At 62.4% G+C, this 15,966-nt stretch carries 14 protein-coding genes; 8 read left to right on the top strand and 6 right to left on the bottom strand.

All coding sequences use genetic code 11. The annotated features are described in order from the left end of the window. Window positions 1-17: 17 nt before the first annotated feature. Window positions 18-1,211: a CaiB/BaiF CoA transferase family protein gene (locus PCO31010_RS18360; RefSeq protein WP_246184669.1), complete on the bottom strand. Its 1,194-nt coding sequence runs from the start codon at window positions 1,209-1,211 to the stop codon at window positions 18-20. Next, window positions 1,208-1,990: an enoyl-CoA hydratase/isomerase family protein gene (locus PCO31010_RS18355; protein WP_246184668.1), complete on the bottom strand. Its 783-nt coding sequence runs from the start codon at window positions 1,988-1,990 to the stop codon at window positions 1,208-1,210. The genes PCO31010_RS18360 and PCO31010_RS18355 overlap by 4 nt, the downstream gene beginning before the upstream one ends. Before the next feature lie 238 nt (window positions 1,991-2,228). Here PCO31010_RS18355 and PCO31010_RS18350 point away from each other — a divergent pair, with 238 nt between their 5' ends. The 4 genes from PCO31010_RS18350 to PCO31010_RS18335 all read left to right on the top strand — a co-directional run bounded on the left by PCO31010_RS18350 (window position 2,229) and on the right by PCO31010_RS18335 (window position 5,445). Next, window positions 2,229-3,185 carry a hydroxymethylglutaryl-CoA lyase gene (locus tag PCO31010_RS18350; protein WP_150665512.1) on the top strand — a complete coding sequence of 319 codons (957 nt, stop codon included), beginning with the start codon at window positions 2,229-2,231 and terminating at the stop codon, window positions 3,183-3,185. Continuing rightward, window positions 3,182-3,604 (top strand): PaaI family thioesterase, encoded by a 423-nt coding sequence (locus PCO31010_RS18345; protein WP_150665511.1) that lies wholly within the window; start codon window positions 3,182-3,184, stop codon window positions 3,602-3,604. The genes PCO31010_RS18350 and PCO31010_RS18345 overlap by 4 nt, the downstream gene beginning before the upstream one ends. 44 nt (window positions 3,605-3,648) lie before the next feature. Then, on the top strand, window positions 3,649-4,710 hold the full coding sequence (locus PCO31010_RS18340) for a porin (RefSeq protein ID WP_150665510.1): 1,062 nt from the start codon (window positions 3,649-3,651) through the stop codon (window positions 4,708-4,710). A 105-nt stretch (window positions 4,711-4,815) separates the two neighbouring features. Then, window positions 4,816-5,445, top strand: a complete 630-nt coding sequence (locus PCO31010_RS18335) for a glutathione S-transferase family protein (RefSeq protein ID WP_150665509.1) — start codon at window positions 4,816-4,818, stop codon at window positions 5,443-5,445. 41 nt (window positions 5,446-5,486) lie between these two features. Here the strand turns inward: PCO31010_RS18335 and pdxR are convergent, their stop codons facing one another. After that, complete coding sequence (pdxR, locus tag PCO31010_RS18330) at window positions 5,487-7,097, bottom strand: MocR-like pyridoxine biosynthesis transcription factor PdxR (RefSeq protein ID WP_150665508.1); 1,611 nt, start codon at window positions 7,095-7,097, stop codon at window positions 5,487-5,489. 375 nt (window positions 7,098-7,472) lie between these two features. On the opposite strand from pdxR, the gene tauA reads away from it, so the two are divergent. From tauA to PCO31010_RS18310, 4 genes are all read left to right on the top strand, one after another. Continuing rightward, window positions 7,473-8,453, top strand: a complete 981-nt coding sequence (gene tauA / locus PCO31010_RS18325; RefSeq protein ID WP_373275391.1) for a taurine ABC transporter substrate-binding protein — start codon at window positions 7,473-7,475, stop codon at window positions 8,451-8,453. An 82-nt stretch (window positions 8,454-8,535) separates the two neighbouring features. Further along, complete coding sequence (locus tag PCO31010_RS18320; RefSeq protein WP_150665506.1) at window positions 8,536-9,354, top strand: taurine ABC transporter ATP-binding protein; 819 nt, start codon at window positions 8,536-8,538, stop codon at window positions 9,352-9,354. A 154-nt stretch (window positions 9,355-9,508) separates the two neighbouring features. Further along, window positions 9,509-10,324 (top strand): ABC transporter permease subunit, encoded by an 816-nt coding sequence (locus PCO31010_RS18315; protein ID WP_150665603.1) that lies wholly within the window; start codon window positions 9,509-9,511, stop codon window positions 10,322-10,324. A gap of 199 nt (window positions 10,325-10,523) precedes the next feature. Beyond that, a complete protein-coding gene (locus PCO31010_RS18310) occupies window positions 10,524-11,927 on the top strand; it encodes an amino acid permease (protein WP_150665505.1) in 1,404 nt (467 codons plus the stop codon). Window positions 11,928-12,010: 83 nt separating this feature from the next. On the opposite strand, the gene PCO31010_RS18305 is transcribed toward PCO31010_RS18310, so the two are convergent. From PCO31010_RS18305 to PCO31010_RS18295, 3 genes are all read right to left on the bottom strand, one after another. Then, a complete protein-coding gene (locus PCO31010_RS18305; protein ID WP_150665504.1) occupies window positions 12,011-13,096 on the bottom strand; it encodes a hypothetical protein in 1,086 nt (361 codons plus the stop codon). Window positions 13,097-13,276: 180 nt separating this feature from the next. Continuing rightward, the gene (locus tag PCO31010_RS18300; protein WP_150665503.1) at window positions 13,277-14,617 is read right to left on the bottom strand and encodes a hypothetical protein; all 1,341 of its coding nucleotides are present in this window, start codon (window positions 14,615-14,617) and stop codon (window positions 13,277-13,279) included. A 60-nt stretch (window positions 14,618-14,677) separates the two neighbouring features. Further along, window positions 14,678-15,898, bottom strand: a complete 1,221-nt coding sequence (locus PCO31010_RS18295; protein WP_150665502.1) for a hypothetical protein — start codon at window positions 15,896-15,898, stop codon at window positions 14,678-14,680. Window positions 15,899-15,966 lie beyond the last annotated feature (68 nt).

Genomic DNA, 15,966 nt, shown 5'->3' with positions numbered 1-15,966 from the left:
CTAACGTCGAATCGATTTCAGATGGCGCCTTCGCGCCGCAAATCCGCGATTTGCGCCGGGGCATAGCCGAGCGTCGCCAATACCTGATCGGTGTGCTCACCCAGCAACGGCGGACGCCCCACTTCGGGATCGGCAAAGCCGTCGAACTTGAACGGCACCGGCAGCGCGCCGAACTTGCCGATGGACGGATGCTCGAACTCGCTCACCATGCCGCGCGCCAGCACGTGCGGATCGGCCAGCACTTCATCAACATGCTGGATGGGGCCTGCGGGGACACCGGCGGCGTCGCACGCGTCGCACAACTCGCGGCGCGTTCTGCCCGCGATAGCAGCTGTCAGCGCCGCCATCAGACGGTCTCGATGCGCCACGCGGCCTGCATTGGTCGACAGCGTGGCGTCGGCCGCCAGCGCGTCAAGTCCGAGCAACTCGCACAACGGCAACCAGTGCTGATCGCTGCACGTGATGTGGACGTAAGCACCGTCGCTGCACGCGAATGTGGCCGACGGCACGCGCCCCGGATGTTCCGTCCCCAGACGCGGCGGCACTTCACCCAGCGCGAAGTAACGGCCAGCGGCGAGAGTCAGCAGACTGACCTGACCGTCGAGCATCGAGAAATCGACGTGGCAGCCTGCGCCGGTTTGCGTGCGGCCCTGCAACGCACTCAGAATCGCAATCGCAATCCACAAGCCCGACGACAGATCGGCGATCGGCAGCCCCGGCTTGACCGGACCACCGCCGCGCTCGCCCGTCAGACTCATTAGCCCGCCCATCGCCTGAAAGACGGTGTCGTAGCCCTTGCGTTTCGCGTACGGGCCGGTCTGACCGAAACCCGTGCATGAGACGTAGATGAGTTTCGGATTAGCTTCGCGCATCGCTGCCTGATCGAGGCCGTAGCGCTTCAGCGTGCCGACAGGGAAGTTCTCCAGCAGCACGTCGGCACGCGACGCCAGATCGCGAATGATCGCGCGCCCCGCCTCCGTCTTCATGTTTGCCGTCACGGACTGCTTGCTGCGGTTGCAGGCGAAGTAGTAAGCCGACTCGTCACCGACTTTCGGCTCGAACGTGCGTGTTTCGTCTCCGCTGCCCGGCTGCTCGATCTTGATGACCGTCGCGCCCAGTTCCGCAAGGATCATGTCGGCGAACGGGCACGCCAGCACGCGCGCCAGTTCAAGGATCGTCACGCCCGCCAACGGCTTCATCGGTGCGCTCACGACTTCGGGGCGCGCTTGGGGAAGCTGCGCATCATCAGGTTCGTATCGAGCGAGACGTCGAACGCCTGCGTGAGCGGCAGATCCGCCACGCGATGGAACAGCCGCTTGGTCGCCGTCATCGACACCGGATCGTAGTCGGCCAGACGCGCAGCAAGCGCCACAGCGTCGTCGACCAGGGTGCTGTCGGGGCTGACACGATTGGCAAGTCCGAGCGCCAGCGCGCGCGATGCGTCGACGGTATCGCCTGTCGACACCAGCTCGAACGCCGTCTTGCGCCCGACCTGACGCACCAGATTGGCCATCACGATGGCAGCCACGATGCCGTGCTTCAGCTCCGGGTAGCCAAGCTTGAGGCTCTCACCGACGACCAGCAGATCGCAGGCCAGCGCCAGTCCCGCGCCGCCCCCCATCGCATAGCCCTGCGCCGCACCGACGACCGGCGTGCCGATCTCGACGAACGCCCGATGCAGCGACGTGGTGAGGTGCGCACGCTTGAGCGCAGCCTGCGAGGCGTCGGCATCGCTGCCGCCCGCCACGAAGCCACCGAACTCCTTGACGTCGGCCCCGGCGCAGAAGCTCTGTCCTGCACCCGCGAGCACGATGGCGTTCACTTCGGGATCGGCGTCGGCCTCACGCAACGCCGCCAGCAGCGCCTGCGTCAGTTCGTTGTTCAGCGCGTTGCGCTTGTCGGGGCGATTCATCGTAATCACGCGCACAGCGCCGCGATCTTCGATCAACAGGGAGTCGGGATACGTCATGTTGCGGGAGGTTCGAGACATCGGATTCATTAGCCAGAGGTGAAACAAGGTATGGCGGCTAGCCTAATCCACAAAATGTGACGTCGTCAAATAAAATTATCTAACCACGAGGGAGACACGCCAATAAAACTGCAAACATCCAAACGAATTACGGGAAACCCCTTGTGCGGCGATTTAAAAATTATTTGACATTGCATCACATTAAGTGATTTCATGCGCTCCATCCGAACTCACTTCCGGCGCATTGCGCCCGCATGTCATGTCCGATCTGATCCTGTGCGAATGCTTCGCCCGCGACGGCCTGCAGCACGAGACCGCGTTCCTCTCCACTGACACCAAGCGTGACCTGATCGATCAGTTCGCACGCGCCGGTTTTCGTCGCGTGGAAGCCACGTCCTACTCCAACCCGGCCGTGGTGCCTCAGTTCGCCGACGCGAGCGAGTTGCTCACCGTGCTGCCGCGTGTCGATGGCGTTCACTACAAGGCGACGTGCGCAAACACGCGCGCCGTCGAGCGCGCGCTGACCGATCTCGACGCCGGGATCGGCGTCAACGAAATCAGCCTGCTGGTCTCGGCCAGCGATTCGCACTCGGAGCGCAATCTCAAGCAATCACGTGCGGGTCAGTGGCTGCGCGTCGAAGCGATGGCGAAGGCGGCGCAGGGCCGCTTCCGTCTGGTCGGCACGATTTCCGTGGCGTTCGGCTGTCCCTTCGAAGGCGCGATCGATCCGGCCAGCGTCATGGAAGACGTGGCGCGCTTCGCATCGCTCGGCGTGAAATACATCACGCTCGGCGACACGATTGGCGTGGCGACACAAGCATCCACGAAAGCGCTGTTCGCGCAGATGCTGTCGTCGTTCCCCGACGTCCACGCCATCGCGCACTTCCACGACACGCGCGGCACCGGCATCGTCAACTACCTCGCCGCGCTTGACGCGGGCGTGACTCACTTCGACGTCGCGTTCGGCGGCACGGGCGGCCATCCCGCGAAGGTGCAGTACGGCGGCGGCGTGACCGGCAACGTTTGCACGGAGGACTTCGTCAACGTGCTCGAAACGATGGGTGTCGACACCGGCATCGATCTGAGCGCCATGATGGCCGCCTCACACGCCTGTGAGACGGCGCTCGGTCGCCAATTGGCGAGCCGCGTGGCCCGCACCGGTCTCAATCCGATGTTGCGTCCGATGTTGAGCGCCAGTCCGGCGACTACGAAATGAGCCGCGACGCCGCCGACCTCGACCGCGAACTGCGCGTCGAATCGCAGTTCTGTCTCGATAACGGATTCACACTCGTCGACGCCGGCGACGGCACCGCCGTACTCGCCTGCGACGTGCTCGACAGGCATACGAATCGTCACGGCAACGCGCACGGCGGGCTGATTGCGGCGCTGTTGGACACAGCGATGGGCGTGGCCACACGTGCGAGCGGTGCGTTCGACAACCTCGGCACCGCCAGCCTCACGATCAACTACCTGCGCCCCGCACGCGGACGCATCACCGCACACGCACGCGTGCGCCGCAGCGGCCGCACGCTCGCGTTCTGCGAGGCCGAAGTGCTCGACGCAGAAGGCCGCCCGCTCGCCACCGCCAGCGCCGTGTTTGCCGTCGCAACGCGAAATTCCGCGCCACCGGCCTGATCCACCACCGCAACACCACAAAAACCACATCGGAGACACGTTTCATGCCTTTCGCAACACGACGCCGCCTTGGGTACGCCGCGGCCTGCCTGTCCTTTGCCTCGCCGCTGCTACTCGTCCCCGCGAGTGCGCACGCCGAAGTCACCCTCTATGGCCTGATCGACACGGCCATCCGCTACGAGACCAACGCCAACGCGAGCGACGGCAAGCTGTTCAGCGCCTCGCAAGGCTCGTTCACCGGGTCGCGCTGGGGCATCAAGGGCACGGAGAAACTTGGCTCCGATCTGGAGACGTTCTTCGTGCTGGAGAGCGGTTTCAATCTGGACGACGGCACGTCGTTGCAAGGCACGAAGAGCGCGGGCTTCGGGCAGGCGTCGTCCAACGGTGCGGGACGGCTGTTCGGCCGCCAGGCATTCGTCGGCGTGCGCGGAAGCTACGGCGCGCTGTCGGTTGGGCGTCAGTACAGCGTGGGCTATACGGCGATGGGCGCAGCGCAGATCTTCAACAACCCGAACCTCGACACCCTGATCGTCGCGAGCAACTATGTCGGCAGCCGTCTCGACAACACGGTGAAGTACACGCTCGACGCCGGTGGCTTCTCACTGGGCACGGCCTACACCTTCGGCAACGCCGCAAGCGATACGCATGCGAACTCGGGCGTGGGGGTGACGGCCGGTTATGCGGCGGGCGGCGTCAACGGCACGCTGCTGTACCAGCGCCTCACATCGGCGGACGGCACGCAGTCGCGCAACACGTTCGGCTTCTCGACGGGCGCGGCGTTCGGCGCATGGCGGGCGACGGCGGGCTACCTGCACAGCCAACTGACCGAAGTTGAGACGCGCAACAATGTCATGCTGCTCGGCCTGAGCTACAACCCACTGCCAGCGCTGACGCTGGGGGTCGGTGGCTTCGTCGACTGGCAGGCGCAGCCGGGCGGCAAACGTACCGCCGTCTACGGTATGGCCGATTACCAGTTGAGCAAGCGCACGGACGTCTATCTGGAAGTCGATCACAACAACATCAGCGGCAAATACACGCTGATCGCCTCGCAAGGCACCTACGGCAGCAAGGTCGGGGTCTCGCTGGGGCTGCGTCATACCTTCTGACAGGACGACGAACTGTTCCGGCCGGGAACGGGCAAATCTGTATCTGTTATCGCCGTGACGGGGTGACTAGAATCTAGTCACCCCGCCCACCGACGAAGGATTTCCATGCTCCGCATTCTCGGCAGACCCGCTTCCATCAATGTACGTAAGGTGTTGTGGCTCGCACATGAGCTTGGCATTCCCTTCACCAACGAACCGTGGGGCGACGGCGACACCTCGCGCAAGCTCGATAACCCTGCGTTTGCGGCGCTCAATCCGAACCTGATGGTGCCGGTGATCGAAGACGAGGGCTTCGTCCTCTGGGAATCGAACAGCATCCTGCGTTATCTCGCCGCGTCGCGCGAACGCACAGATCTCTATCCCGTCGCACCGCGCGAGCGCGCCCGCGTCGATCAGTGGATCGACTGGCAGTCGTCCGATCTGAATCCGGCGTGGAAGTACTCGTTCCTGTCGCTGATCCGTCGCTCGCCCGGCTACGACGATCCACAAGCGCTCGCTGCCAACTCTGCACGCTGGAACGACTTCATGCGCGTGCTCGACCGTCAGCTGCAAACGACGCAGGCCTTCGTGAGCGGCGATAACTTCACGCTCGCCGACATCCCCGTCGGCCTGTCCGTGCACCGCTGGTTCAGCGTGCCGATCGAGCGTCCGCAGCTGGAGGCCGTGTCGATCTACTATGAAACCCTGTCCGAACGTGAAGGCTTCCGCCTTTATGGACGCAACGGCACACCGTAAGACGTTACGGCGCGCGTTGCTTTCGCTGCGTCGACATTGCGTCAGCGCTGCGCCGGTGTCGCCTCGGCCATCGTCTCGCGCATGACCTCGGCCAGGGCGACGACCCCCGCTTCGATATGCTCCAGCCGGATCGACGAGAACCCGAGCCGGAACATGTTGCGCGGCGGGTTATCCCCCATGAAAAATACATCGCCCGGCTCGATCAGAATGCCGCGCGACTTGGCCCGCGCCGCCAGCAAGTTCGCGTTTAACTGCGGTGGCCCCTGCACCCAACACGACGCACCGCCCTTCACGCGCACGAACGTCGCTTCCGGCATGTGCGTCGAGAGCGCAGCGCTCAGCACTTCGGCACGCTTGGCATAGGTATCGGCCAGACGTCGCAACAGCGCGTCGTGATGGCCAAGTGCCAGGAACATCGAGAACGAACGCTGAATGAACGCCGACGGGTGACGAATCATCAAACGGCGCAACGCACGTAGCTCATTGACCAGCGCCGCCGGTGCGACGATATACCCCAGCCGCAATCCGGGCGCGAACGACTTCGACAGACTGCCGATGTAGATCACCCGGTCGCTGCGGTCCAGACTTTTGAGCGCCGGAATCGGAATGTCCGAATAGCTGTTCTCGCTCTCGTAATCGTCTTCGATCACCACGAAGTCGTCGGCCTCTGCGCGACGCAGCAACGCCTCGCGATGCGCGAGCGGCATCGTCGTGGTCGTAGGACATTGGTGCGACGGCGTCACGTACACGTAATCGCACTGCGACAAGCGCTCGTCCACCGGCAACCCGTGCTCGTCGACCGGCAGTCCAACCAGCTTCGGCGTGCGCATCGCGAAGATGTTTCTGGCATCGGGATAACCGGGGTCCTCGACGCCTACGGTCGTACGCGCGCCCACCAGCAAATCGGCGAGCAGATACAGCGCCTGTTGCGCACCATTGGTGAGCACGATCTGATCGGCATCGGCCCACACGCCGCGACGCGGCAACACGCGCGTGCGAATCTGCTGGATGAGCGTTTCGTCGTCGCGCGCGATCATGTCCGGCGCCCAGTCGCGAATCTCCATGACGGTGAGCGCCTTCTGGCAGCACTCGCGCCAGTCGGCGGTCGGGAACATGGTCGGATCGAACTGCCCGTAAATGAACGGGTACTGGTACTGCTGCCAGTCGATGGGCTTCACGATGTTGCGCTGCGCCGAAGGCCGCACGACGTAACGTCCCTCCCAGTCGGGCGTGGACGGATCCAGCGGGGCGATGGTGCCAGCGGATTCCGTCTGCGCCCGCCCTTCCTGCGCGTGCTTCCCATCACGACCGTCCCGGCCGTCTCGGCCATCGCGTGCGTCCCGCGCACTCGCGGGCTGCGACCCCACGCGCGGCGCGAGGATATCGCCATTGACGAAGTAACCGCGCCGCTCCCGCGCGATCAGATAGCCCTCGTCGACCAGTTGCTGGTAGGCCAGCACCACCGTGTTGCGCGCCACGCCCAGCCCTTCGGCCAGCTCGCGTGACGACGGCACGGCCGCACCGCGCATCAGGCGTTCGTCCAGAATCGCCGACACGAGCATCTGGCGAATCTGGCTCTGCAAACTCATGCCCGCTCGCGCCGACACCAAAAACAACTGGTTCCACATCGCCGCGGAAATCCGGCTCGACATCGCGTCCCCTTTTTGTCTGTCACTTCTAGAACGTCAATTATTACTCATGAGACGGTGACGTTTATTCCGAATTGGGGTTTATCCGCAGACGGGCGAAAGCTGGCGAGATTCGAGCATTCATGCGGCTTGCGGGCCGATTCCCGGGTAACTGGACCAGTTGGCATCATCAAATGCGGCCAACTGGCTCTAACGAACAAAAATGTGCGCGGCAATGATGCAGTCACTTGACGCCGATTTGTCATGCCAGATGCGTCAACCCGAGAGTTCCACCGAAAACCTTTCGAACTGAGGTGAACCATGACTGGACTTCCGAACCGGCTGCGACGGGTGTTCGCAGCGACGGCACTGGCGGCTGCGGCCTTACCCGCAACCCTGATGCTCGGATTGGCGGCGCCCGCAACGGCGCAGGCGCAGGAGAAAGAGGTGACGATCGCGTATCAGCAGATCGTCGATCCGTGGCTGGTCGCCATTTCGAGCGGCGAGTTCGAGAAGGCGACGGGTTACAAGATCCACTGGCGCCAGTTCGAATCGGGTGCCAAGGTGGCCACGGCGCTCGCCTCGGGCGACATCAAGATCGGCGTGCTTGGCTCCAGCCCGATGGCGGCGGCCGTCTCGCAAGGGCTGGACCTGCAACTGTTCTGGATCCTGGACGACATCAACCAGGCCGAAGCGATGGTCGTGCGCAATGCGTCGAACATCAAGACGCCGGCCGACCTCAAGGGCAAGAAGATCGGTGTGCCGTTCGTCTCGACGACGCACTACCACACGATGTTTGCGCTGCAACAATGGGGCATCAAGCCGACCGAGGTGCAGGTGCTGAACATGCAGCCGAACCAGATCGTGGCCGCATGGGAGCGCGGCGACATCGATGCGGCTTACGTGTGGGATCCGGCGCTCGCGCAGATCAAGCAAAGCGGTCATGTGCTGATCACGTCGGGCGAATTGTCGAAGCAGGGCAAGCCGACGTTCGATGGCATCGCCGTCGACCGCAAGTGGGGTGAAGCGAACGCCGATTTCATGGCGAAGTTCGTGAAGGTTATCGCGAGCGCCGATGCGGCCTACCGTCAGAATCAGGCGGCCTGGACGGCGAGCTCACCGCAGGTGAAATCCATCGTCAAGATGATCGGCGGCAAGCCGGAAGATGTGCCCGGCGCATTGTCGCTCTACGCCTATCCGTCGGCCGAACAACAGGCGTCTGCGGAATGGCTGGGGGGCGGCAAGGACAGCCGCGCTGCGAAGGCATTGAAGGACACCGCCGACTTCCTGAAGGGTCAGCAGAAGATCAATGCCGTCAAGGCGGACTACACGCCGTTCGTCACGTCGCGTTATGTCGACGCCGCACTCAAACTGAAGTAAGCCGCACCGGGGCCGACGCGCCGGCCGGTTGTGCGGCGCGCCATCCCCTCCCCAATCGCTGGATCGGCTGGAGAAGGGCTTCATGGAACAACTCATCGTCAACGACGTCAGCGTCGTATATCCCGGCCGGCGTCCCGGCGAGCAGGTACAGGCGCTCGCCCACGTCGATCTGACCATCGCACCCGGCGATTTTGTTGTGGCGCTCGGCGCTTCGGGCTGCGGCAAGACCACGCTGCTCAGTCTGATGGCAGGCTTCATCGCCCCCACCTCCGGTGAATTGTTGCTCGGCGACGCCCCCATCGAAGGCCCCGGCGCCGACCGTGGCGTCGTCTTCCAGAAGCACGCGCTGCTGCCGTGGCTGAGCGTGATGGAAAACACCGAATTCGGTCTGAAGCTGCAAGGCATTCCCAAGACGGAACGACGCGCCCGCGCCGCACGCAACCTCGCGCTCGTCGGCTTGCAGGACTTCCACAATCACATGATCTATCAGCTCTCGGGCGGCATGCAGCAGCGCGTGGGGATTGCACGTGCGCTGACCTGCAATCCGTCGATGCTGCTGATGGACGAACCGATGGCTGCGCTCGATGCGCTCACCCGCGAGACCATTCAGGAACTGTTGCTCGATGTCTGGCGCGAGACGCAGAAGATGATCTTCTTCATCACGCACAGCGTGGAAGAAGCGTTGTTCCTTGCCAGCCGCCTGATCGTAATGTCGCCGCGACCCGGGCGCATCACCCACACCTACGAACTCGACTTCAACAAGCGCTATCTCGAAAACCGCGATGCGCGCGCCATCAAGTCGAGCCCCGATTTCATCGCCATGCGCGAGACGGTGCTCAGCATCATCTACGGTGACGAGCGTGCCGGGCAGACTGCGTCTGCCGGTGCGGTCGCGGCCTGATGTGCCTGATCGAAGCCGGAGACGAGCCATCATGATGACCAAACCCGTCACTACCCCGCAGGCACCGTCCGCCACGAATGGCAGCGGCATGCAGCGTCCGTCCTCTCCTCTGAATACGCCGCGCGCACCGCGCCGTAAAGGGTTCTTCGCCCGAATGTTCGCCCCGCGTCCCGTGAAGGCCGGTGAATCGTTCGGCGCACCCGGTCAGGGGCCGAGCCTGGCGATCAGCGTCGTGACCGTGTTCGTGCTATTGGCGATCTGGGTCGCTATTACATCGTCAGGAATGATCAAGCCGCTGTTCCTGCCGGGACCGCGCGCCATCGTCGAGAAATTCATCCAGGTGTCGACCGAAGGCTTTGCGGGCTCGACGCTGTGGCAACACACGCTCGCCAGTCTGTATCGCGTGTTCGGCGCGTTTGCGCTGGCATGTGTGACGGCGATTCCCGTCGGCATTCTGATGGGCGTCTCGCGCATCGGACGCGGCGTATTCGACCCGCCCATCGAGTTCTATCGTCCGCTGCCGCCGCTGGCCTATCTGCCGCTCGTGATCATCTGGTTCGGCATCGGCGAGTTCTCGAAAGTGTTCCTGATTTACCTGGCTATCTTCGCGCCGCTGGCGATTGCAGCACGGGCGGGCGTTCGTTCCGTCTCGATGGAGCAGATTCACGCGGCGTATTCGATGGGTGCGTCACCGCGCCAGATCGTGATGCACGTGATCGTGAAGTCGGCACTGCCGGAAATCTTCACCGGCATGCGCATCGGTATCGGTGTGGGCTGGACCACGCTGGTGGCCGCCGAAATGGTGGCGGCATCGAGCGGCCTCGGTTTCATGGTGCTCAACGCGGCGGAATTCCTCGCGTCGGACATCGTGATCATGGGGATCATCGTGATCGGCTTCTTCGCCTTCGGGTTCGATCTCATCATGCGCTATCTCGAGCGCGTACTCGTGCCCTGGAAAGGCAAGGTCTGACAAGGCAGAAGCGGTTTTCGTTGGTCATCACAAAAAGACGCAGGGCGGCGCGCCCCCCAGTACCTACCGCGCCGCACCTGACGTCAGACAAGGCATTAAGGAGGTTGTGTGGCAGTTGAGACATTCATCGGCAGTTCCCCCCTCGTTGCAGTCCTCGCAGTGATTCCCCGCTTCGCGCATCCGCTCACAGGAGGTCGTCATGGCCAATCGTGATACCGGAACGCATCTGCAATCGAGCCTCAAACAACGTCACATGAGCATGATCGCGCTGGGCGGCGTGATCGGTGCCGGTCTGTTCGTCGGCAGCGGCGTAGTCGTGCATGCAGCAGGCCCCGCAGCGGTGCTGTCGTTTCTCATCACCGGCGTACTGGTGGTGCTGGTCATGCGCATGCTCGGCGAAATGGCGTGCGCCATGCCTGCGGTCGGTTCGTTCTACGAGTATGCGCGGCTGGCCTGGAACGACAAGCCGGTCGGCGGCGAGCTGGCCGGTTTTCTGACGGGTTGGATGTACTGGTACTTCTGGGTGATCGTGGTGGCCGTCGAGGCCGTGGCCGGTGCGAACCTGATCCAGTTCTGGTTGCCGGACATTCCCGCATGGGCCATCAGCCTCGTGCTGCTAGTAGTGCTCACGCTGACGAATCTGGTGTCGGTCGCGTCATACGGCGAATTCGAATTCTGGTTTGCGTCGATCAAGGTCGCAGCGATTGTGGTGTTCCTGTTCCTCGGTGGACTGTTCGTGTTCGGCATGTGGCCGGGCGCGGTGGCCAGCACTGGACATCTGCTATCGCATGGCGGCTTCATGCCGAACGGCATCGGTCCGGTGATGTCTGGTGCGGTGGCGGCGACAGGGTTCTACTTCGGTGCGGAGATTGTGACGATTGCCGCTGCCGAAGCTGCCGAACCGCAGCAGGCGGTGGCACGTGCAACGAACTCGGTCATCGGCCGCGTGCTGTTCTTCTACATCGGCTCGATTCTGCTGGTCGTGATGCTCGTGCCCTGGAATTCGGCTGGCATGGCAACGCCGTACGTGAGCGCGCTCGAAGCGATGCGCATTCCGGCAGCCGCGCACATCATGAACGCAGTGGTGCTGACGGCAGTGCTGTCGGCGTTGAATTCGGGGCTGTACGCGTCGTCGCGCATGCTCTTTGCGCTGACACGCCGTGGCGATGCGCCTCGCTCGCTTGCGAAGCTGAATTCACGCGGCGTGCCGGTGCGGGCGATTCTCGTAGGCACACTGTTCGGTTATGCCGCCGTGGTGATGTCGTACGTCTCGCCGGATACCGTGTTCGCGTTCCTCGTGAACTCGTACGGCACCGTGGCGATCTTCGTGTACGTGCTCATCGCTTTCTCGCAGTTGAAACTGCGCAAGCGGCTCGAACGCGAAGCACCGGCCCGGCTCAAGATTCGTATGTGGGGATTTCCGTACCTCACCTGGGTCGCGATCATCGGAATGTTGTCCATCGTCGGTGCGATGGCTTTCATTCCCGATCAACGCACCCCGCTGGCGCTGGGTGTCGTGAGTCTGACGGTGCTGCTGGTCGCGTTCACGGTGCGCTCGATCTGGCGCAAGCTGCGCTCCTCGGATCCGGAATTCGATATTTAAATTAAGTTGGATGAGACGACGGGGACAACCCGTCGTCTGCTTTTGGAATGGATTCCTCGGCGTGAAAGGGATCCAGACTTGCGTCAAAACGTTTGACTCGACGCAGCTCTTTCACTCGCCTTCGCCCACAACCAGTCGAACTCGGCGCGTCCGAGCAGACCGTCGTCCCTTCCCGGTGGTCTCGGTTCGCTATTTTCGTTGTGCACGGACGTCGATATCGAAGCGCGAGGTGCCCCGCTCTCTCCAAGTTTCGCAAAGCAAGCGAATGCGTCCTCCCGGCACGCATCGGCGTCACTGTCACTGCGAACTCTCTTCAGATCGAGCGCCTCGCGTCCCAGCTCATCGGCCGCACGGCGATAGGCACTGACGCCGACGTTCGCATTGCCGGTTCGTACATGCAGCGCCCCGAGTTCCATCAGCGCCAATCCGTACGCCCTACGGTCGCCGACAAAATGAAACGCTTCGGCGCAATTTGACAGCATGTCGTGCAGTGAGAAGCCCGTGGCGTCATCAAACTCGGGGACACGACGCCCTAGCGCACGCAACGACGATCCCAACGCCTCGATCACCGTCCCGGGTACGCCAAGCTCCGCGATTCGCCGTTTTCCGATCCACCGATCGATGGCGGCGCTCCACGCCAGACATGCCTCCCGATCCAGCTGCCAAACGTGCTCCTCGCGGAAGCGCTCAGCGAACTGCGCGAGGCCCGACGCGGCCCCTTCCGTCTCAACCGAAAGCAGTTGCTCGATTTCCTCGTGCGTGAGCCGCCCTTGCGTGTTCTCGAAGCACTTGTGCCCAAGCGGAAGGCAAAGGTCCATGTCGAGGAACTTCAAATAGATTTGCCCGCGCTGCCCGATCTCGGCCCTTGTAAGCATCCTTTTACGATCATCGTGCATGAGCAACTTCAGGACATCCACAGCACCGTCTTCCGCGCGGCAGATCGCGTCCTTGTCTTTGCTTTTCAGATAATCTCGCCCCGCTTCCGTCGAGGCGATGTGCCCCAGCGCCACGCTATTCAATATCTCCGACTTTCGACTGACCGACAGCCAACTACAGAGGCGATCTATCACGCCCATGTGCGTGAAGTTCGCGAGAAACTCGTCGAACACGCCGTCCGACACCGGTCCGCCAGCGAGAAATTGACGATTGAATTCGTCCAGCGTCTGCACGCGACGTTCGCTGAGATGAAGATTCGGGTAGTTCAGCACAGGAAACCAGCAGGCATTCGGACAAATGGGGGGCATGACATTTCATCTGACAGAGACGTATCGGTAGCAGTCTGCCCCCTTCTACCGCTCCCTTACTTTCATTTATCGCCACGTTTTCTACCGCCCTCTCCGCCATCTACTTCAGCGATTCGACGGCACTGCTGATTCGGTCCCCACTTTGTCCAGTGCGTGCGCGCCAGATTGCCCTCCACCTGATCTCAACCTCCGCAGATCCGGCAGGCTCGTCATGGATTCGTACGCGCTAATAAGGGTATCGTTGACACCGCCGTGTTCCAGAAGATCCAGTGGCGTTACTTGTCTCGCGGCCCGATTCCGCCAGTGCGTCGCGCTACTCTGATCGCCCGATTCGTCCAATATTTTCGCCAATTCAGCGCCAACGGCACGCGCCTCCGAAGCGTCGCCGATCATCCAGTCGATCAAAAAGAGTCTCTCCCCTGCGTACGCCGTCAACGCATTGTTTCCTGCCGCTTTTGCCGACTCAAATCCAAGTTGCAGAAGTTGACGGAGATACCGCTTCTCGTTTCGCACGGCGCGCTTGCAGAACAGCTCGAGGAACTTGCCGCTGGCTTCCTGATACGCAGTCTTGGCACCTGCCTCGTCCCCCGTCAACGCAAGATGGACGGCAAAATCACGCCACACGAACGCCTCGTTCGCAGACACGTCACCAACGCCGAACGATGCGGCGCTGGAAACCAAAAGAGGCATCCGCTGCGACACCCGATGCCCCCCGTGCAGCGACACCCATCCGCCCAGCGCACGGTAGGCACTTCCGATGTCGTCGATGTCCGTCGACGTCACCTTGAACTCACCGGATAAGACCCCGTCTGTCGCCTGATGTAGCAGTGTCGCCCAGGCGAGTACGACATCCAGCCCGTTGGCGCCCATCTCGCACAGACCGTTTCCACAGACGAAGCGGCTCAACAGCGTTCGGCCCTCGTCATCGTGACGCAGCACCAGTTCGCCCGCCTCGGCAACACTCAGCGCGCCTCTAAGCGTCTCGAAGCAACTCGCGCCCAATGGCATACGGAGTTCGCTACCGGGTAACGCAACCACAATCCGAGCGTCGACACTCAGCACCGCGCTTCTCAGCAGTTCCGCGCGGCGATCGCAGTCAAACTCGCACAACAGCGTCAAAGCGTCGTGATCGACCCTGTCGAGTAGCTGTCGCGCGAGCAAGAACTCGGCACCGCCCCGGGACGCTGCGATATGACACCGGGCAGCCCGGTGCAGCATCTGCGCTTTCTCCGAATCGCCGAGGCAATTGCCGCCCAATATGCCCAAACGCCCTGTGCGCGTGAATCCGCTCAGAAAATCCTCGAATATCCGATCCGCCGGGATTATCGTCACGCCAATCTGCTCATTGAACCGCTTGATGACGTCCAGGCGACGGTCGCTGAGGTGGAGATCAGGGGGTGCGCACAACAATGGATTTGCGCTGGAAGCGGGAGGTACTGGCAGCATGTCGGCCTCGTAGGTTTGACGGAAGGTCGGTCTCGCTTGACCTGCTTCCTGGAACGTCGGCTATCGCGACACTTGCAGCGACTCCGAAGCATCTGAAGACGCCGATGATTCAGCCCCCCGCGACGCGCGGGGCCCTTGCATTGCCTGTTCGCTCCATTGACGGGCTTGCGCGATGTCTCCCATACGACGCTCCGTGTTCGCGACAACGGCGGCGACAGCACGCGCTTCCGATGGCAAATTGCTGCGGATATGACGCTCGTATAACGTCATTCCCGTGCGACTCGTTTGTGCCAAGTTGCCGGATTCTCGGTAGACGTCGAACGCCATTTCAAGACAATCTCTGGCCTTTTCCTCTTGCGTTTGCGTGAGAAACAAATCGGCCGCGAGAGACAGTTTGGCCCCGGCGCGGTTGAGGGCATCGATTCTCATCGACGTTTCGCCTGCCTCATGGTGATGTTTGGCGATGTCCCGCCAGACAAGTCCGCTCGCCTTAGGCTTATTCGCGGCATCGAACAGTTTGGCGCTGATGCGCAAGGCTGAGACCAACGGTATGCCGGCGTGGTTTGCCTGCGTGGCAGCGCCTCGCGCGACGGCCCGATAGGCAAGCGCCAACTCGTGAAGCCTATCTTGGCCGCCCAACGATTCGATTGGCGTTTGACCGCGACAGCGCTCAAGAAAGGAACTCCAGGCACGCAGAACACCCGAGTCGTAATACCCTGCATGCGACCGCTTCTGCTCCCTTGCGAAATTGCCGATCAACGTTCGGTCAGTGTCGTCGCGATTCGACATCAATTGCCTGGACTCAGCTTCCGAGAGCGCGCCATCACCGTCACCGAAGCAGTCGCTCTCCAACGGCATGCGCAGTTCGTAGTCCGGGAAGGTCAGGACGATCAGGTCACGCGCACCCAACCTGGCACCTTTGAGCATCGTCTGTCTGGCGGCAGGTGTCAGCCCGCGCAATAGCTCCCGTGCATCCTGATTCACCTGTCGGAGCATTTCCTTGCCAGCCAGAAAATCGCGCCCGGCGCTCGATGTCGCGACATGACAACGCGCCAGCCTGGATAGGATCTCGGACTTCTTTCCACCACTCGAAAAGCAATCACGGATGATATCGACCGGCCCCATGTGCACGAAGCCGTTCAGGAATGCGAGAAACACCGCGCCCGGCGGGCGCGCACTCTCGGTGATCGCGCTATTGAAACGGCCCAGCACGCCCAATCGTCGGTCACTGAAATGATGGCCGGGAAACGACTGGATCGGCAGATTCGGTCCGTTGGCCAACGAGTTCGGTGGGATTGTCATGGGGTCTCCAGAGACGCGTATTAGATTCAGTCTGCGCGCGCCCTTCC

Origin of the sequence: Pandoraea commovens, from assembly GCF_902459615.1 — a bacterium.
Taxonomy (GTDB): Bacteria; Pseudomonadota; Gammaproteobacteria; order Burkholderiales; family Burkholderiaceae; genus Pandoraea; species Pandoraea commovens.
The sequence above is the reverse complement of the archived record's forward strand: the minus strand, read 5'-3'. Positions and strand labels throughout refer to the sequence as shown.

Excerpts from the sequence above, each read along its gene's own strand:
- PCO31010_RS18310 (WP_150665505.1), top strand. The coding sequence starts at position 10,524 with ATGGCCAATCGTGATACCGGAACGCATCTGCAATCGAGCCTCAAACAA.
- PCO31010_RS18345 (WP_150665511.1), top strand. The coding sequence starts at position 3,182 with ATGAGCCGCGACGCCGCCGACCTCGACCGCGAACTGCGCGTCGAATCG.
- PCO31010_RS18340 (WP_150665510.1), top strand. The coding sequence starts at position 3,649 with ATGCCTTTCGCAACACGACGCCGCCTTGGGTACGCCGCGGCCTGCCTG.
- PCO31010_RS18355 (WP_246184668.1), bottom strand. The coding sequence starts at position 1,990 with ATGTCTCGAACCTCCCGCAACATGACGTATCCCGACTCCCTGTTGATC.
- PCO31010_RS18320 (WP_150665506.1), top strand. The coding sequence starts at position 8,536 with ATGGAACAACTCATCGTCAACGACGTCAGCGTCGTATATCCCGGCCGG.
- pdxR (WP_150665508.1), bottom strand. The coding sequence starts at position 7,097 with ATGTCGAGCCGGATTTCCGCGGCGATGTGGAACCAGTTGTTTTTGGTG.
- PCO31010_RS18350 (WP_150665512.1), top strand. The coding sequence starts at position 2,229 with ATGTCCGATCTGATCCTGTGCGAATGCTTCGCCCGCGACGGCCTGCAG.
- tauA (WP_373275391.1), top strand. The coding sequence starts at position 7,473 with ATGCTCGGATTGGCGGCGCCCGCAACGGCGCAGGCGCAGGAGAAAGAG.
- PCO31010_RS18335 (WP_150665509.1), top strand. The coding sequence starts at position 4,816 with ATGCTCCGCATTCTCGGCAGACCCGCTTCCATCAATGTACGTAAGGTG.
- PCO31010_RS18315 (WP_150665603.1), top strand. The coding sequence starts at position 9,509 with ATGTTCGCCCCGCGTCCCGTGAAGGCCGGTGAATCGTTCGGCGCACCC.
- PCO31010_RS18300 (WP_150665503.1), bottom strand. The coding sequence starts at position 14,617 with ATGCTGCCAGTACCTCCCGCTTCCAGCGCAAATCCATTGTTGTGCGCA.